General features: G+C 41.2%; 13 protein-coding genes. 10 read left to right on the top strand and 3 right to left on the bottom strand.

Annotated features, from left to right (window positions below; translation table 11 throughout):
• Positions 1 to 49: 49 nt before the first annotated feature.
• From ihfB to pyrF, 4 genes are read left to right on the top strand one after another with little or no spacing between them, the layout of a single operon-like run.
• Positions 50 to 337: an integration host factor subunit beta gene (gene ihfB, locus HUS61_RS02245; RefSeq protein ID WP_036968575.1), complete on the top strand. Its 288-nt coding sequence runs from the start codon at positions 50 to 52 to the stop codon at positions 335 to 337.
• A 20-nt stretch (positions 338 to 357) separates the two neighbouring features.
• A complete protein-coding gene (locus tag HUS61_RS02240; protein ID WP_054551349.1) occupies positions 358 to 639 on the top strand; it encodes a lipopolysaccharide assembly protein LapA domain-containing protein in 282 nt (93 codons plus the stop codon).
• A gap of 2 nt (positions 640 to 641) precedes the next feature.
• Complete coding sequence (gene lapB / locus HUS61_RS02235) at positions 642 to 1778, top strand: lipopolysaccharide assembly protein LapB (protein WP_175081997.1); 1137 nt, start codon at positions 642 to 644, stop codon at positions 1776 to 1778.
• Positions 1779 to 1810: 32 nt separating this feature from the next.
• Positions 1811 to 2515 carry an orotidine-5'-phosphate decarboxylase gene (gene pyrF, locus HUS61_RS02230; RefSeq protein WP_062564454.1) on the top strand — a complete coding sequence of 235 codons (705 nt, stop codon included), beginning with the start codon at positions 1811 to 1813 and terminating at the stop codon, positions 2513 to 2515.
• A 268-nt stretch (positions 2516 to 2783) separates the two neighbouring features.
• Here pyrF and HUS61_RS02225 read toward each other — a convergent pair whose 3' ends face one another.
• The 3 genes from HUS61_RS02225 to HUS61_RS02215 all read right to left on the bottom strand — a co-directional run bounded on the left by HUS61_RS02225 (position 2784) and on the right by HUS61_RS02215 (position 6152).
• Positions 2784 to 3524, bottom strand: a complete 741-nt coding sequence (locus HUS61_RS02225; protein ID WP_175081996.1) for an abortive infection system antitoxin AbiGi family protein — start codon at positions 3522 to 3524, stop codon at positions 2784 to 2786.
• A gap of 469 nt (positions 3525 to 3993) precedes the next feature.
• Positions 3994 to 4824, bottom strand: a complete 831-nt coding sequence (locus HUS61_RS02220; protein WP_175081995.1) for a S1 RNA-binding domain-containing protein — start codon at positions 4822 to 4824, stop codon at positions 3994 to 3996.
• A 2-nt stretch (positions 4825 to 4826) separates the two neighbouring features.
• Entirely contained in the window at positions 4827 to 6152 is a 1326-nt protein-coding gene (locus HUS61_RS02215; RefSeq protein WP_175082034.1) for a DEAD/DEAH box helicase, read from the bottom strand.
• Positions 6153 to 6350: 198 nt separating this feature from the next.
• Here HUS61_RS02215 and HUS61_RS02210 point away from each other — a divergent pair, with 198 nt between their 5' ends.
• The 6 genes from HUS61_RS02210 to HUS61_RS02185 all read left to right on the top strand — a co-directional run bounded on the left by HUS61_RS02210 (position 6351) and on the right by HUS61_RS02185 (position 14866).
• Positions 6351 to 7358: a rhodanese-related sulfurtransferase gene (locus tag HUS61_RS02210; RefSeq protein WP_055197229.1), complete on the top strand. Its 1008-nt coding sequence runs from the start codon at positions 6351 to 6353 to the stop codon at positions 7356 to 7358.
• Positions 7359 to 7519: 161 nt separating this feature from the next.
• On the top strand, positions 7520 to 7948 hold the full coding sequence (locus tag HUS61_RS02205; protein ID WP_175081994.1) for a hypothetical protein: 429 nt from the start codon (positions 7520 to 7522) through the stop codon (positions 7946 to 7948).
• Positions 7949 to 8079: 131 nt separating this feature from the next.
• Positions 8080 to 9096, top strand: a complete 1017-nt coding sequence (locus HUS61_RS02200; RefSeq protein WP_138619466.1) for an efflux RND transporter periplasmic adaptor subunit — start codon at positions 8080 to 8082, stop codon at positions 9094 to 9096.
• 2 nt (positions 9097 to 9098) lie between these two features.
• Positions 9099 to 12176, top strand: coding sequence for an efflux RND transporter permease subunit (locus HUS61_RS02195; protein WP_175081993.1), 3078 nt, complete (start codon positions 9099 to 9101; stop codon positions 12174 to 12176).
• A gap of 84 nt (positions 12177 to 12260) precedes the next feature.
• On the top strand, positions 12261 to 14159 hold the full coding sequence (locus tag HUS61_RS02190) for a DUF294 nucleotidyltransferase-like domain-containing protein (protein ID WP_175078356.1): 1899 nt from the start codon (positions 12261 to 12263) through the stop codon (positions 14157 to 14159).
• Complete coding sequence (locus HUS61_RS02185) at positions 14159 to 14866, top strand: 3'-5' exonuclease (protein WP_175081992.1); 708 nt, start codon at positions 14159 to 14161, stop codon at positions 14864 to 14866. Before HUS61_RS02190 ends, HUS61_RS02185 begins: the two co-directional genes overlap by 1 nt.
• Positions 14867 to 14946: the final 80 nt, after the last annotated feature.

Genomic DNA, 14946 nt, shown 5'->3' with positions numbered 1-14946 from the left:
ATTGGAAGGGCAGTTTTGCCCTTCCTTTACCACTCTTTAAGGAAACGCTATGACTAAGTCAGAATTGATAGAACAACTTGCCGAGCAACACGCACACATCCCTGTGAAAGATGTTGAAAATGCCGTTAAAGAAATTCTTGAACAAATGGCCGGCTCATTATCTAGCTCAGATCGCATCGAGATCCGTGGCTTTGGAAGTTTCTCATTGCATTATCGTTCTCCTCGCACAGGTCGTAATCCAAAGACTGGCGAAACAGTTGAGTTAGACGGTAAGCACGTACCACATTTTAAACCAGGTAAAGAATTACGTGACCGCGTAAATGCGAGTATTGCCTAGTTTTATACAGGAGTAGTTACTTGTTTAGGGTATTAAAAATTGTATTAATTGCGCTGTGTTTATTTATTGCGTTTGTACTTGGTTCACAGAATCCACAATTGGTGCAAATCAATTATTTAATCGCGAGTAATACTTTGCCCTTAGCTGTTGTAATAAGTATCTGCTTTATTTTAGGTGTCGCAATTGGTTGTTTTATAAGCTTTACACTGTTTTCTCAGTTAAAGTGGCAAAATTATCGCTTAAAGAAAAAATTAGCGCCTGAAAAAAACAATAAAAAGCTTGTTGCTAATAAAGACACCTAATCATGATTGAGCTTCTGTTTTTACTTTTACCCGTTGCAGCCGGTTACGGTTGGATAATGGGTAAAAACAGCGCTAAAAACCAAGCTCATCAGCTTAATCGCCAAATTACCTCTGAATATTCCAAAGGCCTTAAATTTCTCTTAGACAGAGAAGAAGACCAAGGCTTAGAGCACCTTATTAATCTACTCGAAGTTGCCGCTGATTCTGTTGAACACTATTCAACGCTTGCAACTATGTTCCGCCGCCGTGGCGAACTTGACCGCGCCATTAAAATTCATGAGCTGTTATTAAAACATCCAAGTCTTGATGAGCAACAAGCTGCAACCAGCCGCTTAGAACTTGCTGAAGATTACATTATGGCAGGCTTGTTAGATGGTGCAGAAGAGCATTTAGTATGGCTTGTAAAGGCAGGCTATAAAGAAGCGTTAGAGCCAATTATTAATCTTTATTCACAAACTCGTGAGTGGGAAAAGGGCATTAACATGTACGAGGTCCACAGTGAGTTGTTCACTAAACCTCAGCATGTAAAAGCGATTGCCAATTTTTACTGTGAAGCAGCCTTACAAGACAATGATACGCAAATTATGCGTAAAGCCATTAGCTTAAACCACAAAGCTATTCGCCCGTTGTATGAGCTTGGCCACAGTGCTTTCACCAAAGAAGATTATGTAAAAGCAATTTACTATTGGCGTGAGCTGATTAGTCAGTTTACGTTTTTTGCGCCAGTGTTTATTGAAGAATTAGCACTGAGCTATCAAAAACTTAATTTAACGCATCAGTTTTACGAATTGCTCAATGAACTGCTAGATAAAGGTGGTGTATTAATAAAAATAAAACATTGCCAAGCTTTACTTGAGCAAGGCCATATCGAGCAAGCAATCAAATTTTTAACGGATAGTTTAAAGCGTCATCCGACTATTCGTGGCTTTAGCTTTTTATTACAGCTACTTGCCAAACAAAACAACGATATTAAAGATGTACTCGATCAAATTGATAAGCTAGTTACGTCTTATATCGCAACTAAACCTGATTTTCAGTGCCAACACTGTGGCTTTACCAGTCATACCATTTATTGGGTATGTCCATCTTGTAAGCACTGGGAAACAATTGTTCCAAGCCGTGGCATAGACGGTTTTTAATTCATATTAGTCCATTAGTTTTTAGGAAAGTTATGTCTGTCGAAGATTCAAAAAAAGTATTAATTGCCCTTGATTATGATGATCAACAAACAGCTCTTGCGTTTGTAAAGCAATTATCGCCTGATACGTGTCGCCTTAAAGTAGGCAAAGAAATGTTCACGTATTTTGGTCCTAGCTTTGTTAAGGAACTAATCGACTTAGGTTTTGATGTATTCTTAGACCTAAAATTTCACGATATTCCAAACACAGTGGCTAAAGCGGTAACAGCTGCTGCAAAAATGGGTGTATGGATGGTTAACGTACATGCCTCAGGTGGCGTTGAAATGATGACTAAAGCAAAACAAGCTTTAGAACAGTTTGGAGATGACGCACCGTTACTAATTGCAGTAACTGTACTAACAAGTATGGATGCCGCAGAACTTACTCGTTTAGGTGTAGATAAAACACCAGAAGAGCAAGTGATTTACCTAGCAAAGCTTGCCAAAGAATCAGGCCTTGACGGGGTAGTGTGCTCAGCACAAGAAGCGAAAAAGTTAAAAGCAGAACTTGGGGCAGACTTTAAACTGGTTACTCCTGGTATTCGCCCAGCAGGCAGTGATGCAGGCGACCAAAAACGCATCATGACACCAAAACAAGCCGTTGAAGATGGCAGCGACTATTTAGTTGTAGGCCGCCCAATCACCCAATCGGCAGATCCAGTTGCAACACTAAAAGAAATTAACGACTCACTAAAATAATCCTCGTTATTTTAAAATAGTCTCTAAAGAGCATTGTAAGCGTGATTTATATCGCGCGTTATACAATGCTCTTTTTGTTTGTTGGCAATTTCCCTAGGTTATTTGCATTTGAGAATTAGTTAATCAAACTCGTTTTTGGACAAAAATGAGTTAGAGTATTTAATCAGTAAAGCCCGATTAACGGGTAAAAACTTGTGGGCTAAAATTGAACGAAGCGAATAGCCCGCAAGCTTTTTATCCCTGTTGAATTGCTTGTTAGCATGACTTGTTACAAATCACTGGATATACTTTCTAGCGACACAACCCTAGACATCAATATTTTTAGTTCAACTCCTGAATAATTATCAAGCTTGGTTTGAATAAAGTTAATAATTTCAGGTATATCACTATCACTCTTTACAAAGATATATTTAATATCTGTTGGAGATATTTTTAGAGAGGATAATTCCTTTGTCTTTTTATTATACTGCTCAAGTGCTGTGGCATTATCATAAGACTGTTTATCCAACCAAGGTTTTACATCAGTTTGTTGGGGAACAAAGCGCCATTCACTTTCTTGGTAAAACTCTTTATCTACAGGAGCTCCAGAAAGTAACATTTTCCCTTCTAGTGGCTTTAAAAAGGAGAGTAATTGGTTTAAATCGTTTCCTGAGCCTTCATAATATCCACTTTGACCATTATTATAATCTACATTTTTAAATAAGTTGTTAACAGAAGAGCAGTACGTACTATTTTTTGCTACATATGACAATGGATTTAAATTATTAGCCAATCCCCATTCTTTAGTCACTCCTATCCCAAATTCACCATAAAAATCGACATGTTCACCAATTCTAGATAGCGGAATATCGCAAAAACACACCATTGGAAAAGCTATATAATCATATTCAAAAATATACCAACTTAAATCCTCTAAGCAGTACCTAGGCCAAAAGCCATCAAGCAAAATATTTTTAACAAACTCGATATTTTTTGTGAAGTGAAATAATGTGTGTGATTTAGGCTTCATACTCTCTCGTCATGCTAACATGTTTATAGCGAGCTAATCGCGCGTTTTTCTACCACAGCGTAGCTCGTTTTTCTTATTAAATTATTTCTAACAAACTTGTTAACTAATTACCAGTGTTATTAAAATTTAGGAGTTCTCGCTTTTACCTCAGGATAAAAACGAGCGATTGGGTCGTTTTTCTGACTATGCAAGCAATATATTTTGACAAAATAGAAAAGCAATTGCGGACGTTCGAAGCCCGCTTTTTTGAGAAATTCGCCAAACACGTCTTGGGGCAGAAATGAGTTAATCCGTAAAGGCAGCTTATGGAACAATACCGACTTTCACTTTTAAATGAATAGTACTCAAAATAGCGTTAGAAAATTTACGGTGCCCACACATTAAAGCTAGCAAACCCAATAAGAATAAAAAAAGAGTAAAGCTTTCACTTTACTCTTTTAAATACTTCAAAATCTTGTTAACTCGCAACTTACTTCAATCTAATCGACGTTGCTTCAATCTCGATTAAACCTTGCTTAAACAAACCGCCAATGGCTTTTTTGTAGTTTGCTTTACTGGTTGAGAAAGTCTTTTTAATTGCTTCTGGGTCTGACTTATCACCTAGGTGAAGTACGCCGCCTCCGGCTTTTAATTTTGCTAAGATTTTTTCGCCTAAGTCGTTTACTTTACCCATACCTGGCTTTTCAAGTAGTACGTCGATTTTGCCGTCTTCACGTACTTTTTGAATAAAGCCTTTTAAACGCTGGCCAACAAACAGCTTTTTAAATACCGTGTTGTAGTAAACAACACCAATGTGAGCTTCGTTTACGAGTACTTTGTAACCTAGGTCTGTTTTACCGGCAACGATTAAGTCAACTTCTTCCATTACAGCGTAAGTTGGTTCTTCTTTCGATAAAAACTTATTAAAGTTGCTTGATGCACAAATACGTTGGCTGGCGTTATCGAGGTATAAGCGTACAAGGTAAGAAAAGCCGTCTTTCATTTTTGGCTTTTGTTCGTTGTATGGCGCTAGAACGTCTTTTTCGAGGCCCCAATCCATAAACGCACCAGTGCTATTGATAGCTTTAACACGTAGTAGGGCAAATTCGCCTACCTCAGCCAATGGTTTTTTCGTGGTACCGGTTGGGTGACCTGCGTGATCTAAGTAAATGAATACTTGAACGCTGTCGCCAGCTTCTAGTTCGTAATCAATTTCTTTGCTTGGTAAGAATACTTCGCCTAAATCACGGCCATCTAAATAAGCACCTTCGTTAGACATTTCGTTAACGAAAAGGGTTTGTGTGGTTCCTAAAATACTCATTGTTATTCCTGTTCTGGCTTTTTCTTACGGCGCATTGGAGCAAAACCATCTACATCAATTGGTGCTTGAATAGGGGCTTTTGGTTTTTTAGGGGCTGCTTTGCGTTTTGGTTTTGCAGGTTTAGCTGCCACTTTTTTCTCTGCTTTTTTCCAAACAGTGTTTGGTTTTTTCTCACGCAGACCTTTAAATTTACCAACAAGGCCGTCAACGGTGAAAAAGCTTAATTCATCATTTAAAAATGCTTTAATTGCTTTGTAGCTAGGCCAATCTTTCGGGCCCACTAACGAAATAGCAGTTCCTTTAAAGCCTGCGCGACCAGTACGACCAATACGGTGCACATATTCTTCAGCATGTTTTGGTAGGTCAAAGTTAATTACGTGGGTCACGCTTAATAAATCAAGACCACGCGACGCAACATCGGTGGTGATTAAGATTTTAAAGTTTTCACGGCTAAAGGCATCCATAATTTCAAGGCGCTTAGCCTGTGTTAAGTCACCCGCAAGCGCTTTTGCTTTAAAGCCTTTATCATTTAACAGTTGGCTTAAACGCTGAGTGTCGGCACGTGTTGCGGTGAAAATAATGCATTGGCCAACATTGTCTTGCTTTACAAAGTGCTCTAGTAGGGCTTCTTTGTGATCTAGATGATCAGCTAAATAAAGCTGCTGAGTAATGTCACTATGTTGCTCGTTTGATGCACTTAACAATATTTGTTTTGGTGAACGTAAAAGGTTACGTGACAGGGCATCAACTTGTGCATGGTCAAGCGTTGCTGAAAACAATAACGTTTGGCGTAAACGGTGATCAGCAAGCTCGTTGATCATTTTAACTTGATCGGTAAAACCTAAATCTAAAATACGGTCCGCTTCATCAAAAATTAGCAGCTCTAAGCCTGAAAGCTGTAATGAGCGTTGACTCAAATGGTCAGCTAAACGCCCTGGTGTACCTACTACAAAATGTGGGTCTTTGCGCAGTGCTTTAATTTGGTCATTAAAGTTTTCACCACCCAGTACTTTTACAGCACTAATATTTGTACCGGCAATTAATAGCCTTAATTGGCTGTACACTTGGGTTGCTAATTCGCGGGTAGGTGCAACGATTAAAACGCGAGGGTCGCGTTTACTGAGTGCTTTTTGTTTCATTACTCGCTGTACAGCAGGTAATAAAAACGCCAGCGTTTTGCCCGATCCTGTTTTTGACTGTGCAAAAATATCATGGCCTGCGATAGCTGTTGGTACCGCGTGAGCTTGAATGTCAGTGGGCTGGGTGATGCCTTGATGCGCAAGTTGTTTTTCGAGGCGTGTATCAATCCCAAGTTCAGTAAAATGCAATGCGTAATCTCCGATGAGCAAAATTTGTGAATCCTGTTCATTATAACGCACTTGCCTCACTTGGAGACAGTAAAAACACAGCTATTTGCATCAGTTTTTGCAATTATCTCTAATTCGCGTAAAATACGCGCCCTCAATGCGCCGGATTTGCGATTCGGTTAACGCCCCACATGGGCATTTAAAGCAAAAGGTAAAACCATGACTGCTGTTCATAAAGACAATGTAACTAGCGAGCACTTTGTTGTTTGCGCACTTTACAAATTTGTAGCCCTTCCTGATTTTGAAGCGATTCGCCAACCACTACTTAAAGTAATGGAAGACAATGAAGTACGCGGTACTTTGTTACTTGCGGCTGAAGGTATCAACGGTACTGTTTCTGCTAAACGTGAAGGTATCGATAACCTACTTGCATGGTTAGATTCACAACCAAACCTAGACAACATTGTGACTAAAGAGTCATACGATGACGAATGCCCGTTCTACCGTACTAAGGTAAAACTGAAAAAAGAAATCGTAACTATGGGGGTTGAAGGTATCGACCCACGTGAAGTAGTGGGTACATACGTAAAACCAGCTGATTGGAATGCATTAATTTCAGACCCTGAAGTGATTCTTATCGATACGCGTAACGATTACGAAATCGAGATCGGTACTTTCCAAAATGCGGTTGATCCAAACACGAAGACATTCCGTGAATTTCCTGCGTGGGCGAAAGAAAACCTAGACCCAGAAAAGCACAAGAAAGTTGCTATGTTCTGTACCGGTGGTATTCGCTGTGAAAAATCAACTGCGTACATGAAAGAGCAAGGCTTTGACGAAGTATTCCACCTTGAAGGCGGTATTCTTAAGTACTTAGAAGAAGTACCAAAAGAAGAAACCATGTGGGAAGGTGAGTGTTTTGTATTTGATAACCGTGTAGCGGTAAATCACGATTTACAAAAAGGCTCTTACGACCAATGTCATGCTTGTCGTATGCCTATCACTGAAGAAGAAAAGCAAAAGCCTGAATATATGGAAGGTGTTTCGTGTCATCACTGTCACGACAGCCTAACAGAAGAGCAACGCGCACGTTTTGCTGAGCGTCAAAAGCAAATCGAATTAGCACAAGCGCGTGGCGAAGGTCACATCGGTAACGAAGCGCAAGAAGTTCTTCGTAAACGTAAAGAAGCTAAAAAAGCGCAAAAAGAAGCGCAGCGCCAACAGTAATTGTTAGCTTTATAAATTGATAGAAACCCCAGCATAGTCTGGGGTTTTTTTATGCCTGTTCGTTTTTGCAACATACAGTTTTTTACACATCTTAAACAGTCTCTAACTGATGTTAGGAATAGTATCTAACTTAAGCTTTTATACTGATGGGATGACAAAGAATGAATAAATTACTGCTAGGTTTACTATTTTTAGGTGGCTGCGCGACACAAGGGGTAGATAGAGCCGACCAAAATGTGATGATTAAACGCTTTTATGCAAAAGTGACATCGGTTCAGCCGGTTAAGTTATCATCCAACGTTAAAACGGGTATAGCAGCAGGCTCTACAATTGGTTTTGTTGATCAGCTAGATGGCAACCACGAAGAGATGATTGCAGGGGCAGTTGCAGGGGCACTTGTTGGCGGACTAGTAACTGCTATATCAGAAGGTAGTAATGAAGCTTTTGAGTATTCATTAAGATCAGAGCAAGAAGGTAGTTTTACACTAATTCAAAAGGAACAAATATCTAATCAATCTGATTGTGTAGAGGTAACCATAGCAAGCGAAGCACACTTAAAAGAGGTCGATTCATCACATTGTCGTTTCTAATTAGAAAACACAGGCGATGTATGCGTTTATTTCACCTTGGCTAATTGTTTATTAAACGAAGTCAGCTTTTTATTGATCACAAAGCTGTTACACTTCGTAACAATTAAAACGATTCTTATTTAGGTGAAATTTTGACAATTGGCAAATTACATACATGGACTTTAATTGCCTGTATTAGTTGTGTTTCCGTCGCTGAGGCGGCTAATGTAGTTGTAGAATCAGTGTCTGTTGAAAAGTCTAAACAACAGATAAAAGCAGTGGGTAATGCTGAAGCGATTCACTCAGTCACTCTTTACCCAGCCGTTGGGGACAGAGTCACCGCTGTTTACTTTAAACCAGGCGATAACGTTGCCAAAGGTGACTTACTATTAGAGCTTGATTCACGTAGACAAAAAGCAGCGTTGATCGAAGCCGAAATTACTTTAAAAGATGCTGAGCGCACCATGAAAAGGCTTGAAGAAAGCCACGCTCGTGGTGCGGTGCCACAAAGTGATTTAGATGATGCGAAAACACTTTATGAGCTTGCAAAAGTCCAGTTAATGCAAGCGAAAACAGAGCGTGAAGACCGCGAAGTTCGTGCTCCTTTTAGTGGTGTTATGGGTTTAACTGACGTTGAAGTAGGCGATAGGATCACAACCCAAACAGCCATTGCTACTATCGATGATATTTCTGAGCTTTATATCAATTTTAATGCCCCAGAGGCCGCTATCTCAGTGCTTAAACAAAAATCTTCGGTCGAAGTGGTGCCTTGGTTAGGCGATAAAGCTTACACGGCTAAGGTGGCAGAGCTTGATTCGCGTATCAATGCGCAAACCCGCACTCTTAGAACAAAAGCCAAACTTGATAATAATGCCCAACAATTTATGCCGGGTATGAGCTTTCGTGTACACATAAATATTCTAGGTGAAGAGCTTGCGGTAGTACCTGAAGCAGCCATGATGTGGGGTGCTGCAGGCCCTTACGTATGGAAAAGCGTCGATAAAAAAGCAACTCGCGTTGATGTAAAAATTGAGCAGCGTTTAGCAGGGCGTTTACTAGTCTCTGGTGGTTTAAACGAAGGTGATTTATTGGTGACAGAAGGGGTTCAGCGCCTAAGACCTAATCAAGAGCTTAATTTCATCAATGAAGTGCAGCTAGCCAAGGAGTAATGATGAAACAGCAACCTATGATGGAAGACTTACCATCAATGGCGATACGTCGCCCTGTTTTAATTGTGGTACTTAACTTACTCATTATTATTGCCGGTATTGCTGCAATAGCAGGGGTTGAAGTACGTGAGCTTCCTGATGTTGATAGACCACGTATTACTGTATCAGCGTCTTTCCCTGGTGGTTCACCGGAGACCGTAGATACCGAAGTAACTAGTAAGCTCGAAGGGGCGGTTGCTAGGGTAAGTGGTGTAAAGTCGATTCGTGCGCAAAGTGAAGAAAACAATGCTCGTATCGTGGTTGAGTTTCGCCCCGGTGTTAATCTAGATGATGCTGCAAACGAAACACGCGAATCGGTAGCCCGTGTGCAGCGAGAATTACCCGAAGAAGTTGAACGGGTATCAATTATTAAAGCCGATAACGATGCCGAAGCGGTTGTATCTTTAACGGTATCAAGTGATAGCTTATCCCTTGAGGCGTTGACAGAGCGTGTTGATGTTGACTTAGCCCCGCAGTTTTTAACCATTCCTGGTGTTGCCGATGTTCGTTTAAATGGCGACCGCGAACGGGTGCTTAGAGTGCGTATCGACCCACTAAAACTAAGCAGCTTTAACCTTACAGTACCAGATATTGCCAATGTACTTCGTCAGGCTCCCTTTGATGTGCCTGCGGGTAGTTTAAAATCAAGCGATCAACAGGTGATCGTGCGTGCTGATGCAACGTCAATCTCTGCAGAACAAGTAGCCGATATCATCGTTCGTGACGATACCCGTATTGGCGATGTTGCGGCTGTTTACTTTGGCCCAGCTGATCCGCGTTCGTTCGTGAGGCTCAATGGTACACCTGTGATTGGCATGGAAATTATTCGTCAGGCGCAATCTAATACCATTGAAATTTCGGATGAAGTGCTAACTTTAATTGAGCGTATGCGAGTACGTTTTCCTGAAATGGAATTTACTTTAACCTCTGATGATGCGCAGTTTATCAGAAGCTCAGTTGATGAAGTTATTAACTCCTTGTTACTAACCGTGCTACTAGTGGTGATCACACTGTGGGTGTTTATTGGCTCATGGCGCGCAACGCTGGTTCCTGCATTTGCGATACCTGTTGCATTAATTGGCTCTTTAGCACTTATTTGGGCACTTGGTTTCTCGATTAATATTCTTACCTTGCTTGCACTCGTGTTAGCTACTGGCCTAATTGTAGATGATGCCATTGTGGTAAGTGAGAACATACAACGTCAGCGGGGCTTAGGTCTTGGTCGCCGTGCAGCTGCAGTGGTTGGTACCCGTGAAGTTTTCTTTGCTGTTGTGGCAACAACCGCCGTATTAGCTGCGGTGTTTGTGCCTATCGCTTTTTTACCTTCAACAGCAGGGCGACTATTTAGAGAGTTTGGTGGGGTATTAGCTGGCGCTGTGATCATTTCAAGTTTTGTAGCGCTGTCTTTGGTACCTGCGCTGACATCAAAACTAAAATTAAAGCAGGGCGGTTTTCATCCATTTGCAAAAGTTGGCCATGTGTTAGCTGCTGTTTATAAGCGCACAATACACGGTGTACTTGAACATGCATGGCTTACCTTCTTTGCATGTTTGTTGGTTGCTGCAGGCTCTGGTGCACTGTATTTCAATTTAGATAACGAGCTATTACCAACAGAAGATCGCGGTAAAATTCGTATTTTTGCCCGTGGTCCAGATGGTGTTGGCTTGAACTTTATGGACAGACAAGCGGTGCAAATGGAAGATATCTTACTGCCGTATGTTGAAAGTGGTGATATTGAGTCTATTTACACTGTGGTTGGGCAGTGGGATCCAAATATTGTATTTATTACTGTGCCGCTTAAACATTGGGACGAACGTCATTTTAGTCAGCAAGAAATTATCAATAAAATCCGTGAGCCTTTAGGTAATATTCCTGGTGCGGCTGGTTACCCTGGTGGTTCAAATAGTTTGAACTTGCGTGGTCAAGGCGGTGGTATTGAGCTTGCCTTATTGGGCCAAGACTACCTCGAGATATTTAAAGCCGCTCAAGACTTCTCTGCTGAAATAGAAAAAGCGGTGCCAGAAGTGGCACCTGTTCGTATTTCATATCAGCCGTCACAGCCACAATTACGGGTTAATATTGATAGACGTCGTGCTGAAGAGCTTGGCGTATCGCTCAGTGATATCTCTGTAACACTTCGTGCTGCAATCAATGGTGATGATATTGCCGATTTAAACATTGGTGACCAATCAATCCCGATTATGTTGCAAGCACAAAACCAAACCATCACAAACCCGAGCGATTTAGCTAACTTGTATGTTGGTGGCCGCAATGGTCAGTTAGTGCCATTAAGTAGTGTGGCAACAATTACGGAAGAAGGTGTTGCCGCTGAGCTTGAGCGCCACGCGCAGCGCCGTGCTATTGAACTTAGCATGGAAATGCCTGAGGGCGTAACTATTGCTGAGCTGGTTACAAAAATTCGTGATATTTCAGAGCAATCTCTGCCATCTGGAATCAGCTTGGCGTTTAAAGGTGAGGCATTAACCTTTGAAGAAACTGCCAATGAAGTATTAGTGACCTATGTTCTGGCCTTTTTAATTGTTCTTCTGGTATTGGCAGCACAATTTGAAAGTGTGAATAGTGCAATCGTTGTTATGATCACAGTACCGTTTGGTATTACATCTGCAATTTTAGCGCTGTATCTAACAGGTACATCATTAAACATTTACTCGCAAATTGGTTTAGTGATGCTGATTGGTCTAATTGCTAAAAACGCCATCTTGCTGGTGGAGTTTGCCGACCAATTACGTGACCAAGGCCGCTCGGTTAGAGTGGCGGTAGAAGAGGCCGCACTAGTGCGCCTTCGCCCAATTGCGATGACGCTAGTTTCAACCTTATTGGGTGCATTACCACTTATTTTATCTACCGGTGCAGGGGCCGAGGCTCGTAACGCCATTGGTTGGGTAGTATTTGGCGGTTTAGCACTAGCGGTGTTATTTACTCTATATTTAACGCCTGTTATTTACCTAGGTTTAGCCCGCTTTACTAAACCAAGAGGTGATGAGTCGAAACTTCTGGCTGAAGAGTTAGAAAAGGCTTAATCCTACTTAATTGGCTATTTTTTCTTTGAAAAAATAGCCAATTACCCTCACAATTAAATCAAATGTTTAAAACTAGGTACGCGTATGCAAGCCGAACACGTCGATATAGCCCAATTTCTTTCTGATCATGCCCCTTTTGATGATCTTCCTGAAGAGGCGGTAAATAAACTCGCTACACAAGTCGAAATCGCTTATTTTCGCGCAGGCACTGAAATACTAAATTATGGCGAGGATATTGCTGATTTATTTGTTATTCGAACAGGTGCTGTAGAGATATATCGTCGTGATGGTGATTTATACAACCGTTTAACTATCGGTGGCATTTTTGGACAAATGGGTCTTCTGATGAACCGCAAAGTACGCTTTCCGGCAAAGGCACTCGAAGACACCTTAGTTTATTGCATTAATGTTGAGTTGTTTAATCAATACTGCGACGAATACGAAACATTTGCTGATTTTTTTGAAGCCGATGGTAATGTGCGCCTTCACCAAGCAATTGTTGAACAGGCAGACAGCAACGATTTAACAACCGCCAAGGTTAAGTCGCTTCTTCATCGTGATGTTGTCACTGTGGCAAAAGATGCCTCAGTGCAAATGGTTGCGCAATTGATGACGCAAGAGTCGGTATCGTCTGTGCTGGTTACTGATGCAGATAAACCAATCAGTGATGATCCTGATGACGACGACGGCCAGGTAGTTGGCATCATTACCGACCGTGACTTACGTACCAGTGTTATTGCTGAAGGCTTAAGTTACGAAGCGCCAGCCGCGCAAATAATGCAAAAAGACTTAGTATTGCTTGATAGCAATGCCTATGTGTTTGAAGCCGTGCTTGCAATGCTCAGAGATAACATTCACCACCTGCCTGTAGTCGTTAAGAAAAAGCCGATTGGCGTTATTTCGTTATCGGATATTTTACGCTACGAGTCGCAAAGTAGCTTATTGTTAGTACGCGGCATATTAGCGCAGCAATCTGTTGAAGATTTAGCTCACTATGCAAGGCAGCTACCTAATGTCTTTGTACGCATGGTTAACGAAGATGCTAATTCTCACATGATTGGTACCGCAATGGCTGTAATAGGCCGTACCTTCAAACAGCGTTTACTTGATTTAGCTGAAGAAAAGTTTGGCCCACCGCCGGTTCCTTATTGCTTTATCGCTTTAGGTTCAATGGCTCGTGATGAGCAATTAATTGTGACCGACCAAGATAACGCTATTATCCTTGATAATAGTTTTAACGAGGAGTTACATGACGAGTATTTTCAGAATTTAGCTGATTTTGTTTGTGATGGTTTAGCTGAATGTGGCTATAAGTACTGTGAAGGTGAAATTATGGCGTCATTTAAAAAGTGGCGTTTAACACGCGAGCAGTGGAAAGAACAATTTGCAGGTTGGATGGCCGAACCTAAACCGCAGGCTTTATTACATAGCTCGATCTTTTTTGATTTAGACGGTGTTTACGGTAAAAACAAATGGGCCGATGAGCTCAAACGCTTTATCGCAACAGAAGGGCGCAAGAATAAGCGTTTCTTAGCTAACCTCGCCGCTAACGCACGTAACAGAACACCGCCTTTAGGTTTCTTTAAAGACTTTGTGTTAGAGCATAATGGCCAACACAAGCGCTCTATGAACTTAAAACGCCGCGGTACTGCACCTTTATCTGACGTAATACGTGTGCATGCATTAGCGATAGGCAGTCGTAAACAAAATTCATTCGAGCGTTTAGAAGATATTATCGAAGCTAAACTACTTCCTGAAGGTAAAGCACAAGATTTACGAGATGCCCTAGAGTACATTGCCATGATCAGAATAAGACACCAAGCGTGGCAAATAGAAAAGCTTGATGAAGCGCCAGATAACGACTTAGAGCCTCATTTACTTTCTCCTTTTGAACAGCGAAACCTTAAAGAAGCGTTTGCGATTTTAGATAAAGCGCAGAATTTCCTAAAATTCAGATACTCTGCTAACACTGGGATGAAGTAATGGCAAAACAAGGCGCAAAACTTGATTGGCCGACTCGGTATCAGCAGTTATTAGCACAGAGCAAACAGCCTCTGATTCAAGCGTTTTATGAATCAGCTATTTGTGATTTAAACACGCCAATTAGCGATGTTCCCTTAGTAGCACTTGATTTTGAGACAACCGGTCTAAATTATCAAAATGACGATATAGTCAGTGTTGGTTTAATCCCATTTAATACCAAGCGTATTTATTGTAAAGATAGCCAACATTGGATTGTTCAACCAAGGCGTAAGCTTGCTGAAGAGTCGATCGTTATTCATGGTATAACTCACTCAGAAGTGAGCGATGCACCTGATTTTTCAACGATTATGGAGCCTTTGTTAGCAGCATTAAAAGGCAAAGTGATTGTGGTTCATTTTGCTCCCATTGAACGGCACTTTTTATATCAAGCGTTGCAAGCACGCTTAGGTGAAGGGCTTGAATTTGCTGTTATAGACACGCTTGATCTGGAAACGCGTGCACTTAAAGCAAAGCAGGGGTTACTTGGGAGATTGTTTAATTCTAAGATTGATTCTGTGCGCTTAGCTGACTCTCGCATTCGTTATTCGTTACCTGCGTATCAAAACCACAATGCACTTAATGACGCCACAGCCACCGCAGAGCTGCTACAAGCGCAAATAGCTTATCATTACCGCCCAGATACGCCGCTAAGCGAATTACTGATATAGCGCTCATAGCAACGACTTTTGCTGGGTAATTTAAATTAAATGAGCAAAGCTTATAAATAAAAAACGCCGCTAATGCGGCG

The organism is Pseudoalteromonas sp. 0802 (assembly GCF_013350085.1).
Taxonomy (GTDB): domain Bacteria; phylum Pseudomonadota; class Gammaproteobacteria; order Enterobacterales; family Alteromonadaceae; genus Pseudoalteromonas.
This window is presented reverse-complemented; position numbering and strand designations above follow the sequence as displayed.